Below are 13,100 nucleotides of genomic sequence, written 5' to 3'. Positions count from 1 at the left end.
AATTAAAAGCCGGCATGTTCCTTGAGAAATTCGGCTTCCTCATGCGTGGTATCGCGACCCAGCACCTCATTGCGATGCGGAAAGCGGCCGAAGCGTTCGACTATGTCGTGATGCTGGCGGGCAAAGCCGAGTGAAAACTCGTCACCAAGCTTTTCATACAGATCGACACAGCGCTTCTGATCATTAAGATGTTCGCTGTGCATGAAGGGCAGATAGAAAAACTGCCGCTGTTCAGCGGATAGTTTGCGGTCGAAATCATGGTCAAGTGCCTGTGCTGCCACGTCGCGAGCAAGGCCATCGCTTTCAAATGAGCGCGGAGAGCCACGGAACATATTGCGTGGAAACTGATCGAACAGAATGGTTAGTGCCAGTGCGCTTTCCGGCTGTTGCTTCCAGTCTTCGAACTTATCGGCACGAGCGTCTTCGTAGGCAGCCAGAAATTTCTCACGAATTTCGGCATCGATTTCATCGCTTTTGGTGAACCAGTTTTCCTGCATCTTTGCGGAGAACCAGAAATCGAGGACGTCTTGGGGTTGAATGGCCATGGCTGCCTCTTTTTGAGTTATGGGGTCTGGTTTGGATTGTCTGGTTGCGGGCAAGGTGGTTCGCCTTTGAAATTGCGCGAAGCGCAAGCGAATCGGTCGAATCCTTTGCCTGCGTCCATTGCCGCTTTTCCAGCACCGCAGCCGGAAAGAACAGCAAGCGAGATCAGTAGGACAACTTTAGTCATCTGAAGTGTTTCCGGTTTTAACGTTGATACCGATAATAGGCATCGTGGTGCATAGCGGCAATAGAGCGGTTCCCATTAATACGGACCACCAGATACAGTTATTTGTGATCAGCCGCGACCGCGATAATTGGGCACAGACTGTTCAGGAATCCAGACATTCTGAGGTGCTGCACCTGTTTGATAGAACACGTCAATCGGGATGCCACCGCGCGGATACCAGTAGCCACCAATGCGAAGCCATTCGGGTTGCAGCAGTTCAACAAGACGCTTGCCGATTGTCACGGTGCAGTCTTCATGAAACGCACCGTGATTGCGGAATGAAAACAGGAAAAGCTTGAGCGATTTGCTTTCAACGAGCCATTCTCCCGGAACATAATCGATCATCAGATGTGCGAAGTCTGGTTGTCCCGTCATGGGGCAGAGCGAGGTAAACTCAGGCGCAGTGAAGCGAATGCAATAGGGGGTTCCGGCCTGGGGATTTGCCACTCGTTCCAGCACAGCCTCTTCAGGTGATTGCGGGACGGTCGTGTTTGATCCAAGTTGCTGGAGATCGGAATATATTGTCTTTTCAGACATTTGCGTGCCTTTATAAAAGCCACGGTGCAGTCTTATAGCGCCTGTGTATCAAGCGCTTGTCCTTGTTTTAACCGGGTAGGCTGCGACCGGTGGCAGATTGCCAATGGCTTTCGAGTAGCAGTGTTGATGCTGTGGGTAAAGCCCATAAGAAAACCCGCGCTGTGGAGGCGCGGGTTAGTCAGGAGGAGTCTTACTTCCAATTTAAACTGTCAGAAAGCCGTTTGTGCGCCCACCAGGATGCACGGCGCTCCAGCAGCTGTTAGCGGCGATCAGAGAGCGCGCAACCAATTGCGACGCCGATCAGGATGCCCAGGATGCCTGCGGTACCGAACAATGTTGTTGCAGTGCCAGGGTTTTCCTTAACTGTTTCTGCCACGGCTTGACCACGCTCGCGTACAGCCTGAGCTGCATGGCGGAAACGACCGGATGCATCATCCAAAGCGTCTTCAGCGGTATCTCTCAAGTCACTTGTGCGGGATGCCAAAGACTTTGACAGGCGTTTCAGCTCACCGCGCAATTCAGAAACCTGTTGTTCCAGAGCCTGCTGAACGTCGTTAGCTGTTTTGTTATCGGCCATTTCAAACCTCCGTTGGAATTGATGCTGATAAAACGCACATGCATCAGTTTGGTTCCAACGAAGAAGGCATAAGGTCGGGTGTCAGGTTCCTGTTCTCTTTGAAAAGAACGGCAGTAGGCTAAGGCCGCGTCCAATGCAAACGCCGCCTATTGCTCCGACAGCCTTAAAGACAAAGTCTGCTAATTCGCCGTGGCGGCCGGGCGCTAAACGCTGAAGCAATTCAAACATGCCTGCGCAACCCACAGTCAGTATCAACACTGCCAGCCAGTGGCGTGGATAGGCGAGTGCAAACAGGAATCCAACAAGAAAGAAGGCCGCGAAACGTTCCACATCAGCTGGCTCACCAGTGATCGGCCTAAACTGGATCGGGCTGATCGTTACGATAAGGATCAGTGCCAGAGCCAGCCAGGCGGCAAGGCGCAAAAGTCGCGTCATTCAATAAAGGGCCTTCTATTCTGCCGTGTAGTTTCCGACAGGCTCGTCCTGATCAGGATCGCCGCAACGCTGATACATTCGATCAGTGACCGTCTTTTTCAGTCCATTGCCAAACGGCAATTCATAATGCGCGATAACATCGACGCCCATACACCATTTAACATTTTCGGGGGAGAGGCCGTAATTGGTTTCGAGGAAGCCAATCGCATAATTGATGCCTTCTTCACAATTATCCGTTGTGCAGAACTTACCGTCTCTTGCAAGTTGTCGGATCGAACCTTCTCCGATCTTCTGGACCACAGGTTCAACTGCAAAAGGTGCTGCACCCGCGAGCGCAACAATAACCAGTCCAATGAGGGTGAATTTAATAGAGCGCCGCATGAATCGCTGTCAGTTACCAATCCTGTTATCACTTCATAACGCATGAGCGGCACTATGATGGCAAGGCCATGAGCTAAATGTGGCAGCCACTTATAAGCAATATTAGTGATTGTGACGGTTTAATATTGACTTTTACGTAAATGCGGTTGCACAACAATCGCCTGCATATTGCGAGACTGGATATTGTAGTGCGCGAATATTATACGATCACAGAGCTGACGCGGGAATTCGGAATATCGACCCGGACACTGCGTTTTTATGAGGATGAGGGGTTGATCGCGCCTGTGCGGCGTGGCCGCACACGCTTGTTCAGGCCTTCTGATCGGCACCTTCTCAAGCAAATCATGCGCGGAAAACGCCTTGGATTCTCGATTGCCGAAATCCATGAAATCGTCCAGATGTATCGTGAGCCGCCGGGTGAAACCGGTCAACTCAAGTTACTCATGAAGCGCGTCGAAGAAAAGCGTGCCGATCTTCGGCAGAAGCGTCGAGATATTGATGAGACTCTTTCCGAGCTTGATCAGGTTGAAGAAGCCTGCATTGAACGTCTGGCTGAGCTCGGTGTTTCCACCTGATTTAAAGCATTTTCTCCAACCGTGGGAACTGGTTTTGCGTATGAAAATGCGCAACAAATGGTCAGAGCGGTTGCTTCAGTATCAAAAGGAACTGCTCTAAGGCTGGCTATCCGGCACGGGTGAGCACATCTGGGCGATTTGCTGGACCGTACTATTGTTGTTCTGGTCAACTTTTCCACTGAAGACATCGTCAAACAGCTTTGCCTTGTCCAACTCTTGAACAACGCATCCACAAAACTGCAAGCAGAGTGTTTCGCTGCCATTCTGCATACAGGATGATACGCAGGATTGGGTAAATGCCTCACGTGGCGCTGGTTGTGCAGGCGGCATGATCTGTGAAAAGACATAGACCAGCCCGATCAATACCGGCTGATGGATCAGATAGAATGCAAGGCTATGGCGACCGATAAAGATCAGCGGCTTTTGCAGAAATTGCGGTTGAATACCTCCCGAAAGCACTGGAAGCCAATTGAAACGCTCGAAAAGCCGGGCAGTCGCAATACCAAGCAACACAGCGCCAAACCATGGGAATAACGGCACATAGTCGTTGGAGCGGGGCGGAACTGTTGAAAGCCCGATCCAGGCAAGCCACATCTGGTTGAAAATGTCAGATTGAGCATAAAACGGCGCCGTGATGACGAAAGCTGCAACCACGAATGTCACGATGGGTGGCAGGCGCAGAAACAGCAGACCAAGCACACTGGCAAGTGCGATCTGATGCAGAATGCCAAAGAAGATGAAGTTGTCGGGCGACATGTAATATGTCACTGCCGAAATGGCCGCGGCGGCCGCTGCGATCTGCAACAGACGTTTTCCCATTGCATTCCAGCGAATGGTACGACCATGTGCGAGAACGAGGCTGAACCCCACAAGAAACAGGAAGCTTGATGCGATGCAGCGCGCAAACAGCTTCCATCCGCCATGCGCGGTGGTTGCCGGCTCCATATAGCCAAAAAATTCGAGATCCCAGCCGAAATGATAGATCGCCATCGCAATGAGCGCTATGCCGCGCGCGATGTCTATGCGCTCCAGTCGCGGACGGCTTGAAGGCCTTAAATTCGTTTCAGCATTGCTCTGCATATGGCTTCCTGAGCTTTGGCAATAAGAGTCGAGCAGATTTCTATCACATGCGATTGCATGGCTATAGTATGTCAAATAACCGGATTCGTTCAGGCTCGGTTGAAATGTGTAGCTTATCGTCGGAGATCGCATTGTTTTTCAGTGTTTCCAAACTTTTCTGGCTGTTTTTCCAACCGTTGACGATCATCTTCGTGTTTCTGCTTCTCGCACTTGTGCTGATTTGGGCGGGATTCAGACGGTTGGGCCTCACAACGCTGGTCGTTGGCGCTGTTGTCTTGTTTATCAGCGCCTACACGACACTTGGTTCCTTACTTCTTGCTCCGCTGGAAGATCGCTTCCCGAAGCAGACCGAGCTGCCCCAGCGTGTGGATGGTATTGTGGTTCTGGGCGGCTATATGAATGGCGATATCAATGCTGGCAGACCGGGATTTGAGCTGAATAGTGCGGCTGACCGCATATTCGAAACAATGCGGCTTGCCCGGCTTTATCCTGATGCAAAGGTCATCGTTTCGGGTGGAGATGGCGCTTTTTTTGAAGAGGGGGCGCCTGAAGCCGACAGCACGCGCACGATGCTGGCCGACCTTGGTTTTTCGGGCGACCGTTTCATTTTTGAGAACAAATCACGCAATACGGTTGAAAATGCAGAGTTTTCAAAGGCACTGGCAGAGCCAAAGCCCGGCGAAACATGGCTTCTGGTGACGTCGGCATATCATATGCCGCGTTCAATCGGTTGTTTCCGCAAAGCAGATTTTGACGTCGTTGCGTGGCCGGTTGACTACAAAACACCTGCGAAACAGAGCCTCTCACTATATCTGGAATCGCCCAATGAGGCCTTGTCGCGCTTCAGTGTGGCTATGCGCGAGTGGGTAGGGCTGACTGCATACTGGCTAACCGGTAAGACAGATATGTTGCTGCCTCAAACCTGATGCCGCATTTCTGCCGTGACTTTAAAGCTTTTGTTAAACATACCTGTTGTTAAGGTTCTGATACTAAACCAGTTTTTGAAAGGCCATGTGATGAGGTGGTTAAGTGCGTCGCATTTCCGCCATCTTTCACAGTTGCGTTTCATAGACTTCAGGATTATATCTCCGGTAACAGCGTTGTGAAGGACGCTGCTTATAAGAGTTGCACAACAAGGTTGTAAAAATCTCCATGGACGAAACCGTTCAAAAATCTTGCTGGGGCGTTACGCTCTGGGCAGTCGTTGGCCTCGCCACAATCATTCTCATGGCTTACCTTTTCTCTGCTTGATGCGGGCGTGATAGTTCCTGAAAAGTTGAATGGCTTTTCGGATCGAGCTTCCCATTGAACATCGACAGAACAGACGTTTGCATTCAAACAAGAATGCGACGTGCTGTGGTATTGCGTAAACCAGAAATTTAATGCCGCATTTCGGCATTCTGTTGCCGTTGCTCGTCTCCTACGCTATCTGATAATGGTGTAATATTATTGCGCGTGCCTGATGAGCACATGCATATCAGATTGCTCTACCCATCTTTGGGTCGGAATAGGTGTAGAATGTTTCTGTCAGTATTCGATCTTTACAAGATTGGCATTGGGCCTTCGAGTTCACATACTATGGGCCCGATGACGGCTGCTCATATGTTTCTCGATGAGCTGCTGAGTGGTAATTGGCCGAAACCAGCCAATGCCAAGGTTTATAGACTGAAGGCCAGCCTTCATGGCTCGCTCGCCTATACCGGCATTGGACATGCGACTGATCGCGCTGTGGTTCTCGGTCTTTGCGGTTTTACACCTGATTCGATCGATCCCGACATCATGGACAGCGAAGTCGAAAAGGTTTCGCGCGCGCAGACCGTTCAGCCTGCCGGCCATCCAGTCTATCAGTTTGATCCCAAGACAGATCTGGTTCTTGATCGCAAAACGCCTTTGCCTGGCCACGCAAATGGTATGGCTTTCGAGGCTTATGATCGCAGCGACCGCCTGTTGCTTCGCCGCGTATACTTTTCGATTGGCGGTGGCTTCGTTGTTACCGCGGAAGAACTCAGCCGTGTGCAGACCAGTGGCGGAAAGCAAGAGGAAAAGGCAGATGTGCCTTATCCATTCAATAATGCCGCTGAAATGCTGGAGATGGCGCGCGCAAGCGGCCTTTCGATCGCTGATATGAAGCGCGCCAACGAAGAATGCCATATGTCCTGTCTCGATCTGGACGAAGGTCTTGATCGCATCTGGGGCGCGATGCGCGGCTGCATTGAGCGCGGTCTGAGCCGTGATGGCATTATGCCGGGTGGCTTGAAAGTGCGCCGCCGTGCGCGCCAGCTTTTTGACCGGTTGGAAGACGATTGGCGCAATAACAAGGTCAATCCGTTGCTCGCCAATGACTGGCTGTCTGTTTATGCGATGGCAGTCAATGAAGAGAATGCGTCAGGCGGTCGTGTTGTGACTGCTCCGACCAATGGCGCGGCGGGCGTTGTGCCTGCGGTTCTGCGTTATTATTTGCATTTTCACGACGATGCCGATGAGAAGGGTATTCGCGATTTTCTGCTGACCTCCGCTGCAATCGGTGGTGTGATCAAGCACAATGCTTCAATTTCGGGTGCCGAAGTTGGTTGTCAGGGGGAGGTCGGTTCGGCTTCTGCCATGGCAGCAGCTGGTCTTGCTGCTGTGCTTGGTGGCTCACCGGAGCAAATCGAGAATGCTGCCGAAATTGCTCTCGAGCATCATCTTGGTATGACGTGTGACCCTGTGGGCGGGCTTGTTCAGGTGCCTTGTATCGAGCGCAATGCTCTGGGTGCAGTGAAAGCCGTGACTGCTGCATCACTGGCAGTTAAAGGCGACGGTCAGCATTTTGTGCCGCTTGATGCATGTATCGAAACTATGCGTCAGACTGGTCATGATATGAGCGAGCGCTACAAGGAAACAAGTCAGGGTGGCCTTGCTGTGAATGTTGTTGCCTGCTGAGAATAACATTCTTATCACTTGAAGCCTGCATTCAGCTTGGCTAAATCAACCTCATGGCACTTAATCTCGTCAAACTATGCGTTGGCTGCGATAGCATCGAAGATCTCGCAGCCTGGATCGATTTCAGGCTTGCAGAGCAGCGTGCTGGCGGGCTTGTCCCTGAACAGTTTCATACAACGCGGATGGTACCCAAGCGTGTTGATGAGCTGCTTGAAGGTGGTTCGCTCTATTGGGTGATCAAGGGCAATGTGCAGTGCCGTCAGCGGTTGTTGGATATTCGCCCCTTTACCGATGAACAGGGTATCAACCGCTGCCATCTGATACTCGAGCCCAAGATTCACCCGACCCAATGGCAGCCGCGGCGCGCCTTTCAGGGCTGGCGCTATCTCGCTGAAAATGAGGTTCCACTGGATGAAGCTGCAGGAAAATCGGGCAGGGCAGCTTTGCCATCCGACCTGCGGCAGGAGCTCGCTGCTCTGGGGCTACTCTGACAGTCTGTCTTCAGAGCAATTTGTAAGAATACGTTTGAAACGAAAAAGGCCCGCCATAACTGGCAGGCCTTTTGTTTTCGCTTGTGACGTTCTCAGCTTTCGATGGTGAGACGTACTGAAACTTTGTCTGATGTGACCGGCAAGGTCATACGCATCATCGTGCGCGGCTGTACCATGCGGCGGTTGCGAGCGGCGTGGCTTACCAGCAATCCCACCAGATCGCGCGTATGGAAACCTTTGCCGTTACGCACGTCCGCAATGCGAATCGCTGCCTGCTTCAAAGCCTGAACAGAAAACAGGGAACCCAGTCCTGAAGGGCGAGGTGCCTGTTCGGCCCAAGTGCTGGACTTCAGGGCATATTGTCCGATCGGTTCATTCATATTCGACATCTCGAAACCCTCTACGCAATACAAATCTCGGGTTTAAAGCGGTGCAAAAGGGGTATCCCTCTTGCGTTCGGATTGTTCTCTGGTCGCATTGTCCCCCGCAAAAACGCTTCGCACTTTTGCGGGAATGCAATTAATTCGCGACTGCGTAGCAGCCAAAGTTCTTCTTCTTCAGCGAAGCACATGCATCCCATGCAGCCTGCTTCGAGGAGAAGCCGACAAAGCGTGCACGGTAGAAAGTGGAGCTGCCTTTGGTGAAGGTTTCTGTGTAAGGCGATGCAGAGCGCAGAGAGCCACCAACCGAAGCCGAAGCTTTGGCGAGCATGTCACGTGCCTGGCCTTCACTTGGTAGCGAGCCGACCTGGATTGCCCAGCCACCGTTTGCAGGGGCCGAAGCAGTCGTAACGGGATCAATGTCGTGAGCAGGTGCGGAAGGAACTGCTGCCTTTGGCGTCGGGCGAACCGCTGCCTGCGCAGCCATCGCTGCCGGACGCTGTGTAGGGGCAGCGAGTGCCAGAACCTGTGGCTGATCGATATCACCTTCACCAGCTTCATCATTGATAACGTCGGCGACTTCAGTGACCTGACGTGCAACCGGAACAGGCGCATTGCGTGCCTTTGGAAGATCGACAGATGCTACGACCTGTGGAACTTCTCCACGCATTGCAACGAGAGGTTCGGACGCGCGGCCGCGTGTGGCTGCAGGCAGGTATTTACGGATCAGCTGGGTCATGTGAGCGTCGCGACTTGCGCCGGTATTGCCACCCATGACGACTGCTACCAGACGGCGGCCATCGAGATTAACGGAAGAGGCAAGGTTGTAGCCGGATGCATTGGTGTAACCGGTCTTGATGCCGTCAACGCCTTCAACGCGACCGAGCAAACGGTTGTGACCGTTGATCGTCTGTCCACGGAACACGAAATTGCGGCGTGAGAAATACGAGAATTCCTGGGGGAAGTGCTGGCGAAGCGCAATGCTGAGGATCGCCATGTCGCGAGCTGTGGTCTGCTGGGACATGTTCGGCAGGCCCGATGCATTCCGGAATGTGGTGTTGCTCATGCCAAGACGACGGGCTTTGGTCGTCATCATCTGGGCAAAGCGTTCCTCAGAACCACCGAGGAATTCGCCAGATGCCGTGGCGACGTCATTGGCAGACTTCGTCACCATGGCAAGGATAGCGTCTTCAACGCGAATGCTCTGACCCGGCTTGAAGCCAATCTTTGTCGGCGGACGGGCGGCAGCATAGGCAGAGATCGGAATGCGGGTATCTTTATTGATGCGACCGGATTTCATCGCTTCGAAAAGCATGTACATCGTCATCATCTTGGTCAGCGAAGCAGGATAACGCTTGGCGTCTGCATTGGATGCAAACAGCGTTTTACCCGTGTTTGCATCAATCACGATCGCGGCATACCGCTCGCTGGCTGCAACGGCTGGCACTGTTGTCGAGGCTGTGGAACAGCCTGTTACGACAGCGAGAAGAAGGGTGGCTTGCGCCGCTCTTTTCAAGGCGTATGCGACTTTACTGAATGCGGTACGCACGATGATGACCTGCCTGTATCCCGGTTTTTTTGAACTGCGGCGCAAAGGGCACACAGCAATCTAATTCCGAGACCTTACTGTCATCAGCGTTACCAATCCGTTTATGGTAACTGACTTATTCATAAATTTTGAAAAAAATTGCCTGTCAGTTTTTTCAGTCGAGCGCCTGGTTGTCGTGATGCGGCGTGGTTTGCCTTTTAAAGAACGGGAATTTCCCGATAAACTTATCGAGATAATTGTGCCAATGCTGGGGCTTGTCATAAGTCTCGGTTGCAAGTGCCGCCGAAGGGCTTAAAATCAGCGCATGACGCCCTACATATATGGGCAAGCAGGCAGACAGTTGGGCCCAGGCATCTGGGCATTGGGTGATAGTTTTCATGCGGCAGTATAATCCAGTCATGCAGAGCAAGACCAACGGCGGGAACGGACCGGACAACGGTACCGTGGTGGTCACGCGTACGCAGCCGAAAACAAAGAAGCCAAGCCTCTATCGCGTCCTGCTTCTCAATGATGACTATACTCCCATGGAGTTTGTCATTCATGTCCTGCAACGGTTTTTCCAGAAAGACATGGACGATGCAACGCGTATAATGTTGCATGTCCATAACCACGGTGTCGGCGAATGCGGTGTGTTTACATACGAAGTCGCGGAGACAAAGGTTAGTCAGGTCATGGATTTTGCCCGCCAAAACCAGCATCCATTACAATGTGTAATGGAGAAAAAGTGAGGTCATATGCCATCGTTTTCTCCCAGCCTTGAAAGGGCGCTGCATCAAGCGCTTACCATCGCGAACGAGCGGCATCACGAGTATGCAACGCTCGAACACCTTTTGCTTGCCCTGATCGACGATCAGGATGCAGGTGCAGTGATGCGCGCCTGTAACGTCGATCTGGAGCATCTCAAACGGATCGTTACAGATTACATCGACCGTGAACTGGATAACCTCGTCACCGGCTATGATGAGGATTCCAAACCCACGGCAGCTTTCCAGCGCGTGATTCAACGCGCAGTTATCCACGTTCAATCTTCAAACCGTGAGGAAGTGACCGGCGCAAACGTGCTCGTTGCCATTTTTGCGGAACGTGAAAGCCATGCTGCTTACTTCCTGCAGGAACAGCAGATGACGCGTTATGATGCCGTCAATTATATTTCACACGGTATTTCAAAGCGTACGCAGAGCAGCGAAACACGCACTCCGCGCGGTGCGGAAAGCGCCAGCGAAGAGCGTACAAGCGTAGAACCGGAAGAAGGCACAAAGAAAAAGCAGGATGCTCTTTCGGCCTATTGTGTCAATCTGAACGAAAAAGCCAAATCGGGCCGTATCGATCCATTGATCGGCCGCGATAGCGAAATCAGTCGTACCATTCAGGTTCTTTGCCGCCGTTCCAAGAACAATCCGCTTTATGTGGGTGATCCTGGTGTCGGCAAGACCGCGATTGCAGAAGGTCTGGCCAAGCGTATCGTTGAAGGTGAAGTACCTGAAGCGCTCGCCGATGCCACGATTTTTTCACTCGATATGGGTACGCTGCTTGCCGGCACACGGTACCGCGGTGATTTTGAAGAGCGTCTGAAACAGGTTGTGAAAGAGCTCGAAGATTATCCGGGTGCGGTTCTGTTCATTGACGAGATTCATACGGTGATTGGTGCAGGTGCCACGTCGGGCGGTGCAATGGATGCATCGAACCTGCTTAAGCCGGCTCTGTCTTCGGGTGCAATTCGTTGTATCGGTTCGACAACCTATAAAGAATATCGTCAGTTCTTTGAGAAGGACCGTGCACTGGTCCGCCGTTTCCAGAAGATTGACGTCAATGAGCCATCGATCCCTGATGCCATTGAGATCATGAAGGGCCTGAAGCCGTATTTTGAAGACTTCCACAAAGTCAAATACACGGTTGATGCCATCAAATCGGCGGTGGAGCTTTCCGCGCGCTATATCTCTGACCGCAAGTTGCCGGACAAAGCCATCGACGTGATCGATGAAACTGGTGCAAGCCAGATGCTTCTGCCGGAAAACAAGCGCAAGAAGACAATTGGCGTCAAGGAAATCGAAGCAACCATTGCCACTATGGCCCGGATTCCGCCCAAGTCGGTTTCCAAGGATGATGAGGTTGTGCTTGCGCATCTTGATGCGGAGCTCAAGCGGGTTGTCTATGGTCAGGATCTGGCAATCGAGGCGCTGTCGGCGGCGATCAAGCTTGCTCGTGCAGGCTTGCGTGAACCGGATAAGCCAATTGGTTCCTATCTGTTCTCCGGCCCGACAGGTGTCGGTAAGACAGAAGTTGCCAAGCAGCTTGCATCCTCTCTGGGCGTCGAACTGCTTCGTTTCGATATGTCGGAATATATGGAGCGTCACACTGTATCGCGTCTGATCGGTGCACCTCCCGGCTATGTCGGCTTCGATCAGGGCGGTCTTCTGACCGATGGTGTTGATCAGCATCCGCATTGCGTGTTGCTGCTCGATGAAATCGAGAAGGCACATCCAGACCTTTACAACATTCTGTTGCAGGTCATGGATCATGGCTCGCTGACCGATCACAACGGCAAGAAGATCGACTTCCGCAACGTGATTCTGATCATGACGACCAATGCCGGCGCTGCCGATATGGCAAAGGCTGCGATCGGTTTTGGTTCGACACGACGCGAAGGCGACGACATGGAAGCGATCAACCGGCTGTTTACGCCGGAGTTCCGCAACCGTCTCGATGCAATCGTGCCATTCGGTCCGCTGCCTGTGCCGGTTATTCATCAGGTTGTGCAGAAGTTTGTGCTCCAGCTTGAAGCCCAGCTTGCAGAACGTGGTGTGACCTTTGAACTGACTGAATCTGCTATCGCATGGCTTGCTGACAAGGGTTACGACGAGCGCATGGGCGCACGTCCGCTGGCTCGCGTCATTCAGGAGCACATCAAGAAGCCTCTGGCCAATGAAGTGCTGTTTGGCAAGCTCAAGCATGGCGGTACCGTTCGTGTTGATGTGACGACGAAGGACGACGGCAAAACCGATCTCGTGCTTGAAAGTATGGCCGACAAGCCTGTGAAGCCTAAGAAGGATATTCCTCCGGAGAAGAAGCTTCCACAGCGCAAGAAAGCTGCACCAAAAAAAGCTGAGAAGGAAAAGGTGCTGGCTGGCAAGGACGAAGAAGTCTCGGCTAAGCCTGCAACCAAATCCACCACGGCAAAGTCGTCGGTACCCAAAGTGCCACGCAAGAAATAAGCACTACAGAAAGGCCCTTCTTCGGAAGGGCCTTTTTCTTGGTGCATCCCTTTTGAAAGACCATGTGATGCGGGCCGCTATGCGAGGCTATCACAACCAATATAACGCTGAGGTTTAAAGCGCCCTTCCATGGGAAAGCTGCCACGCACTTTTGGTTCAGATGCTTTGAATATGGGTGCACGTTCTGGCTCA

Annotated in this window: 16 protein-coding genes; 6 read left to right on the top strand and 10 right to left on the bottom strand. The window is 52.3% G+C overall.

Features of this window, described 5'->3' with window-relative positions:
- Window positions 1-2: 2 nt before the first annotated feature.
- From CEV32_RS12370 to CEV32_RS12350, 6 genes are all read right to left on the bottom strand, one after another.
- A complete protein-coding gene (locus CEV32_RS12370) occupies window positions 3-545 on the bottom strand; it encodes a DUF924 family protein (protein ID WP_094577405.1) in 543 nt (180 codons plus the stop codon).
- 17 nt (window positions 546-562) lie between these two features.
- Window positions 563-730 (bottom strand): hypothetical protein, encoded by a 168-nt coding sequence (locus CEV32_RS23710; protein WP_167382795.1) that lies wholly within the window; start codon window positions 728-730, stop codon window positions 563-565.
- Window positions 731-838: 108 nt separating this feature from the next.
- Window positions 839-1,306 (bottom strand): preQ(1) synthase, encoded by a 468-nt coding sequence (queF, locus tag CEV32_RS12365; protein WP_094577404.1) that lies wholly within the window; start codon window positions 1,304-1,306, stop codon window positions 839-841.
- Window positions 1,307-1,565: 259 nt separating this feature from the next.
- A complete protein-coding gene (locus CEV32_RS12360; protein ID WP_094577403.1) occupies window positions 1,566-1,883 on the bottom strand; it encodes a DUF883 family protein in 318 nt (105 codons plus the stop codon).
- Between the two features lie 81 nt (window positions 1,884-1,964).
- Window positions 1,965-2,318 carry a VanZ family protein gene (locus CEV32_RS12355; RefSeq protein WP_094577402.1) on the bottom strand — a complete coding sequence of 118 codons (354 nt, stop codon included), beginning with the start codon at window positions 2,316-2,318 and terminating at the stop codon, window positions 1,965-1,967.
- A gap of 15 nt (window positions 2,319-2,333) precedes the next feature.
- Window positions 2,334-2,699 carry a hypothetical protein gene (locus CEV32_RS12350; protein ID WP_094577401.1) on the bottom strand — a complete coding sequence of 122 codons (366 nt, stop codon included), beginning with the start codon at window positions 2,697-2,699 and terminating at the stop codon, window positions 2,334-2,336.
- A 188-nt stretch (window positions 2,700-2,887) separates the two neighbouring features.
- Between CEV32_RS12350 and CEV32_RS12345 the strand changes: the two genes are divergently transcribed.
- Window positions 2,888-3,274 (top strand): MerR family transcriptional regulator, encoded by a 387-nt coding sequence (locus CEV32_RS12345; RefSeq protein WP_094577492.1) that lies wholly within the window; start codon window positions 2,888-2,890, stop codon window positions 3,272-3,274.
- 96 nt (window positions 3,275-3,370) lie between these two features.
- Here the strand turns inward: CEV32_RS12345 and CEV32_RS12340 are convergent, their stop codons facing one another.
- The gene (locus CEV32_RS12340; protein ID WP_094577400.1) at window positions 3,371-4,354 is read right to left on the bottom strand and encodes a heparan-alpha-glucosaminide N-acetyltransferase; all 984 of its coding nucleotides are present in this window, start codon (window positions 4,352-4,354) and stop codon (window positions 3,371-3,373) included.
- 131 nt (window positions 4,355-4,485) lie between these two features.
- On the opposite strand from CEV32_RS12340, the gene CEV32_RS12335 reads away from it, so the two are divergent.
- The 3 genes from CEV32_RS12335 to CEV32_RS12325 all read left to right on the top strand — a co-directional run bounded on the left by CEV32_RS12335 (window position 4,486) and on the right by CEV32_RS12325 (window position 7,767).
- The gene (locus CEV32_RS12335; protein WP_094577399.1) at window positions 4,486-5,280 is read left to right on the top strand and encodes a YdcF family protein; all 795 of its coding nucleotides are present in this window, start codon (window positions 4,486-4,488) and stop codon (window positions 5,278-5,280) included.
- A gap of 592 nt (window positions 5,281-5,872) precedes the next feature.
- Window positions 5,873-7,276 (top strand): L-serine ammonia-lyase, encoded by a 1,404-nt coding sequence (locus CEV32_RS12330; RefSeq protein WP_094577398.1) that lies wholly within the window; start codon window positions 5,873-5,875, stop codon window positions 7,274-7,276.
- 53 nt (window positions 7,277-7,329) lie between these two features.
- The gene (locus CEV32_RS12325) at window positions 7,330-7,767 is read left to right on the top strand and encodes a DUF1489 family protein (RefSeq protein ID WP_094577397.1); all 438 of its coding nucleotides are present in this window, start codon (window positions 7,330-7,332) and stop codon (window positions 7,765-7,767) included.
- 92 nt (window positions 7,768-7,859) lie between these two features.
- On the opposite strand, the gene CEV32_RS12320 is transcribed toward CEV32_RS12325, so the two are convergent.
- From CEV32_RS12320 to CEV32_RS23430, 3 genes are all read right to left on the bottom strand, one after another.
- Window positions 7,860-8,156: a hypothetical protein gene (locus CEV32_RS12320; protein ID WP_094577396.1), complete on the bottom strand. Its 297-nt coding sequence runs from the start codon at window positions 8,154-8,156 to the stop codon at window positions 7,860-7,862.
- Between the two features lie 130 nt (window positions 8,157-8,286).
- The gene (locus CEV32_RS12315) at window positions 8,287-9,696 is read right to left on the bottom strand and encodes a D-alanyl-D-alanine carboxypeptidase (RefSeq protein ID WP_094577395.1); all 1,410 of its coding nucleotides are present in this window, start codon (window positions 9,694-9,696) and stop codon (window positions 8,287-8,289) included.
- A 154-nt stretch (window positions 9,697-9,850) separates the two neighbouring features.
- On the bottom strand, window positions 9,851-10,075 hold the full coding sequence (locus CEV32_RS23430) for a hypothetical protein (RefSeq protein ID WP_143128823.1): 225 nt from the start codon (window positions 10,073-10,075) through the stop codon (window positions 9,851-9,853).
- Between CEV32_RS23430 and clpS the strand changes: the two genes are divergently transcribed.
- Together clpS and clpA are read left to right on the top strand one after the other, a co-directional pair.
- The gene (gene clpS / locus CEV32_RS12310; protein ID WP_208620846.1) at window positions 10,074-10,424 is read left to right on the top strand and encodes an ATP-dependent Clp protease adapter ClpS; all 351 of its coding nucleotides are present in this window, start codon (window positions 10,074-10,076) and stop codon (window positions 10,422-10,424) included. The genes CEV32_RS23430 and clpS overlap by 2 nt on opposite strands.
- A gap of 6 nt (window positions 10,425-10,430) precedes the next feature.
- Window positions 10,431-12,908 (top strand): ATP-dependent Clp protease ATP-binding subunit ClpA, encoded by a 2,478-nt coding sequence (gene clpA, locus CEV32_RS12305; RefSeq protein WP_094577394.1) that lies wholly within the window; start codon window positions 10,431-10,433, stop codon window positions 12,906-12,908.
- Window positions 12,909-13,100: the final 192 nt, after the last annotated feature.

It is taken from the genome of Brucella rhizosphaerae, assembly GCF_002252475.1.
GTDB classification, from domain to species: Bacteria; Pseudomonadota; Alphaproteobacteria; order Rhizobiales; family Rhizobiaceae; genus Brucella; species Brucella rhizosphaerae.
This window is presented reverse-complemented; position numbering and strand designations above follow the sequence as displayed.

Excerpts from the sequence above, each read along its gene's own strand:
- CEV32_RS12370 (WP_094577405.1), bottom strand. The coding sequence starts at position 545 with ATGGCCATTCAACCCCAAGACGTCCTCGATTTCTGGTTCTCCGCAAAG.
- CEV32_RS23710 (WP_167382795.1), bottom strand. The coding sequence starts at position 730 with ATGACTAAAGTTGTCCTACTGATCTCGCTTGCTGTTCTTTCCGGCTGC.
- queF (WP_094577404.1), bottom strand. The coding sequence starts at position 1,306 with ATGTCTGAAAAGACAATATATTCCGATCTCCAGCAACTTGGATCAAAC.
- CEV32_RS12360 (WP_094577403.1), bottom strand. The coding sequence starts at position 1,883 with ATGGCCGATAACAAAACAGCTAACGACGTTCAGCAGGCTCTGGAACAA.
- CEV32_RS12355 (WP_094577402.1), bottom strand. The coding sequence starts at position 2,318 with ATGACGCGACTTTTGCGCCTTGCCGCCTGGCTGGCTCTGGCACTGATC.
- CEV32_RS12350 (WP_094577401.1), bottom strand. The coding sequence starts at position 2,699 with ATGCGGCGCTCTATTAAATTCACCCTCATTGGACTGGTTATTGTTGCG.
- CEV32_RS12340 (WP_094577400.1), bottom strand. The coding sequence starts at position 4,354 with ATGCAGAGCAATGCTGAAACGAATTTAAGGCCTTCAAGCCGTCCGCGA.
- CEV32_RS12330 (WP_094577398.1), top strand. The coding sequence starts at position 5,873 with ATGTTTCTGTCAGTATTCGATCTTTACAAGATTGGCATTGGGCCTTCG.
- CEV32_RS12325 (WP_094577397.1), top strand. The coding sequence starts at position 7,330 with ATGGCACTTAATCTCGTCAAACTATGCGTTGGCTGCGATAGCATCGAA.
- CEV32_RS12320 (WP_094577396.1), bottom strand. The coding sequence starts at position 8,156 with ATGTCGAATATGAATGAACCGATCGGACAATATGCCCTGAAGTCCAGC.
- clpS (WP_208620846.1), top strand. The coding sequence starts at position 10,074 with ATGCGGCAGTATAATCCAGTCATGCAGAGCAAGACCAACGGCGGGAAC.
- CEV32_RS23430 (WP_143128823.1), bottom strand. The coding sequence starts at position 10,075 with ATGAAAACTATCACCCAATGCCCAGATGCCTGGGCCCAACTGTCTGCC.
- clpA (WP_094577394.1), top strand. The coding sequence starts at position 10,431 with ATGCCATCGTTTTCTCCCAGCCTTGAAAGGGCGCTGCATCAAGCGCTT.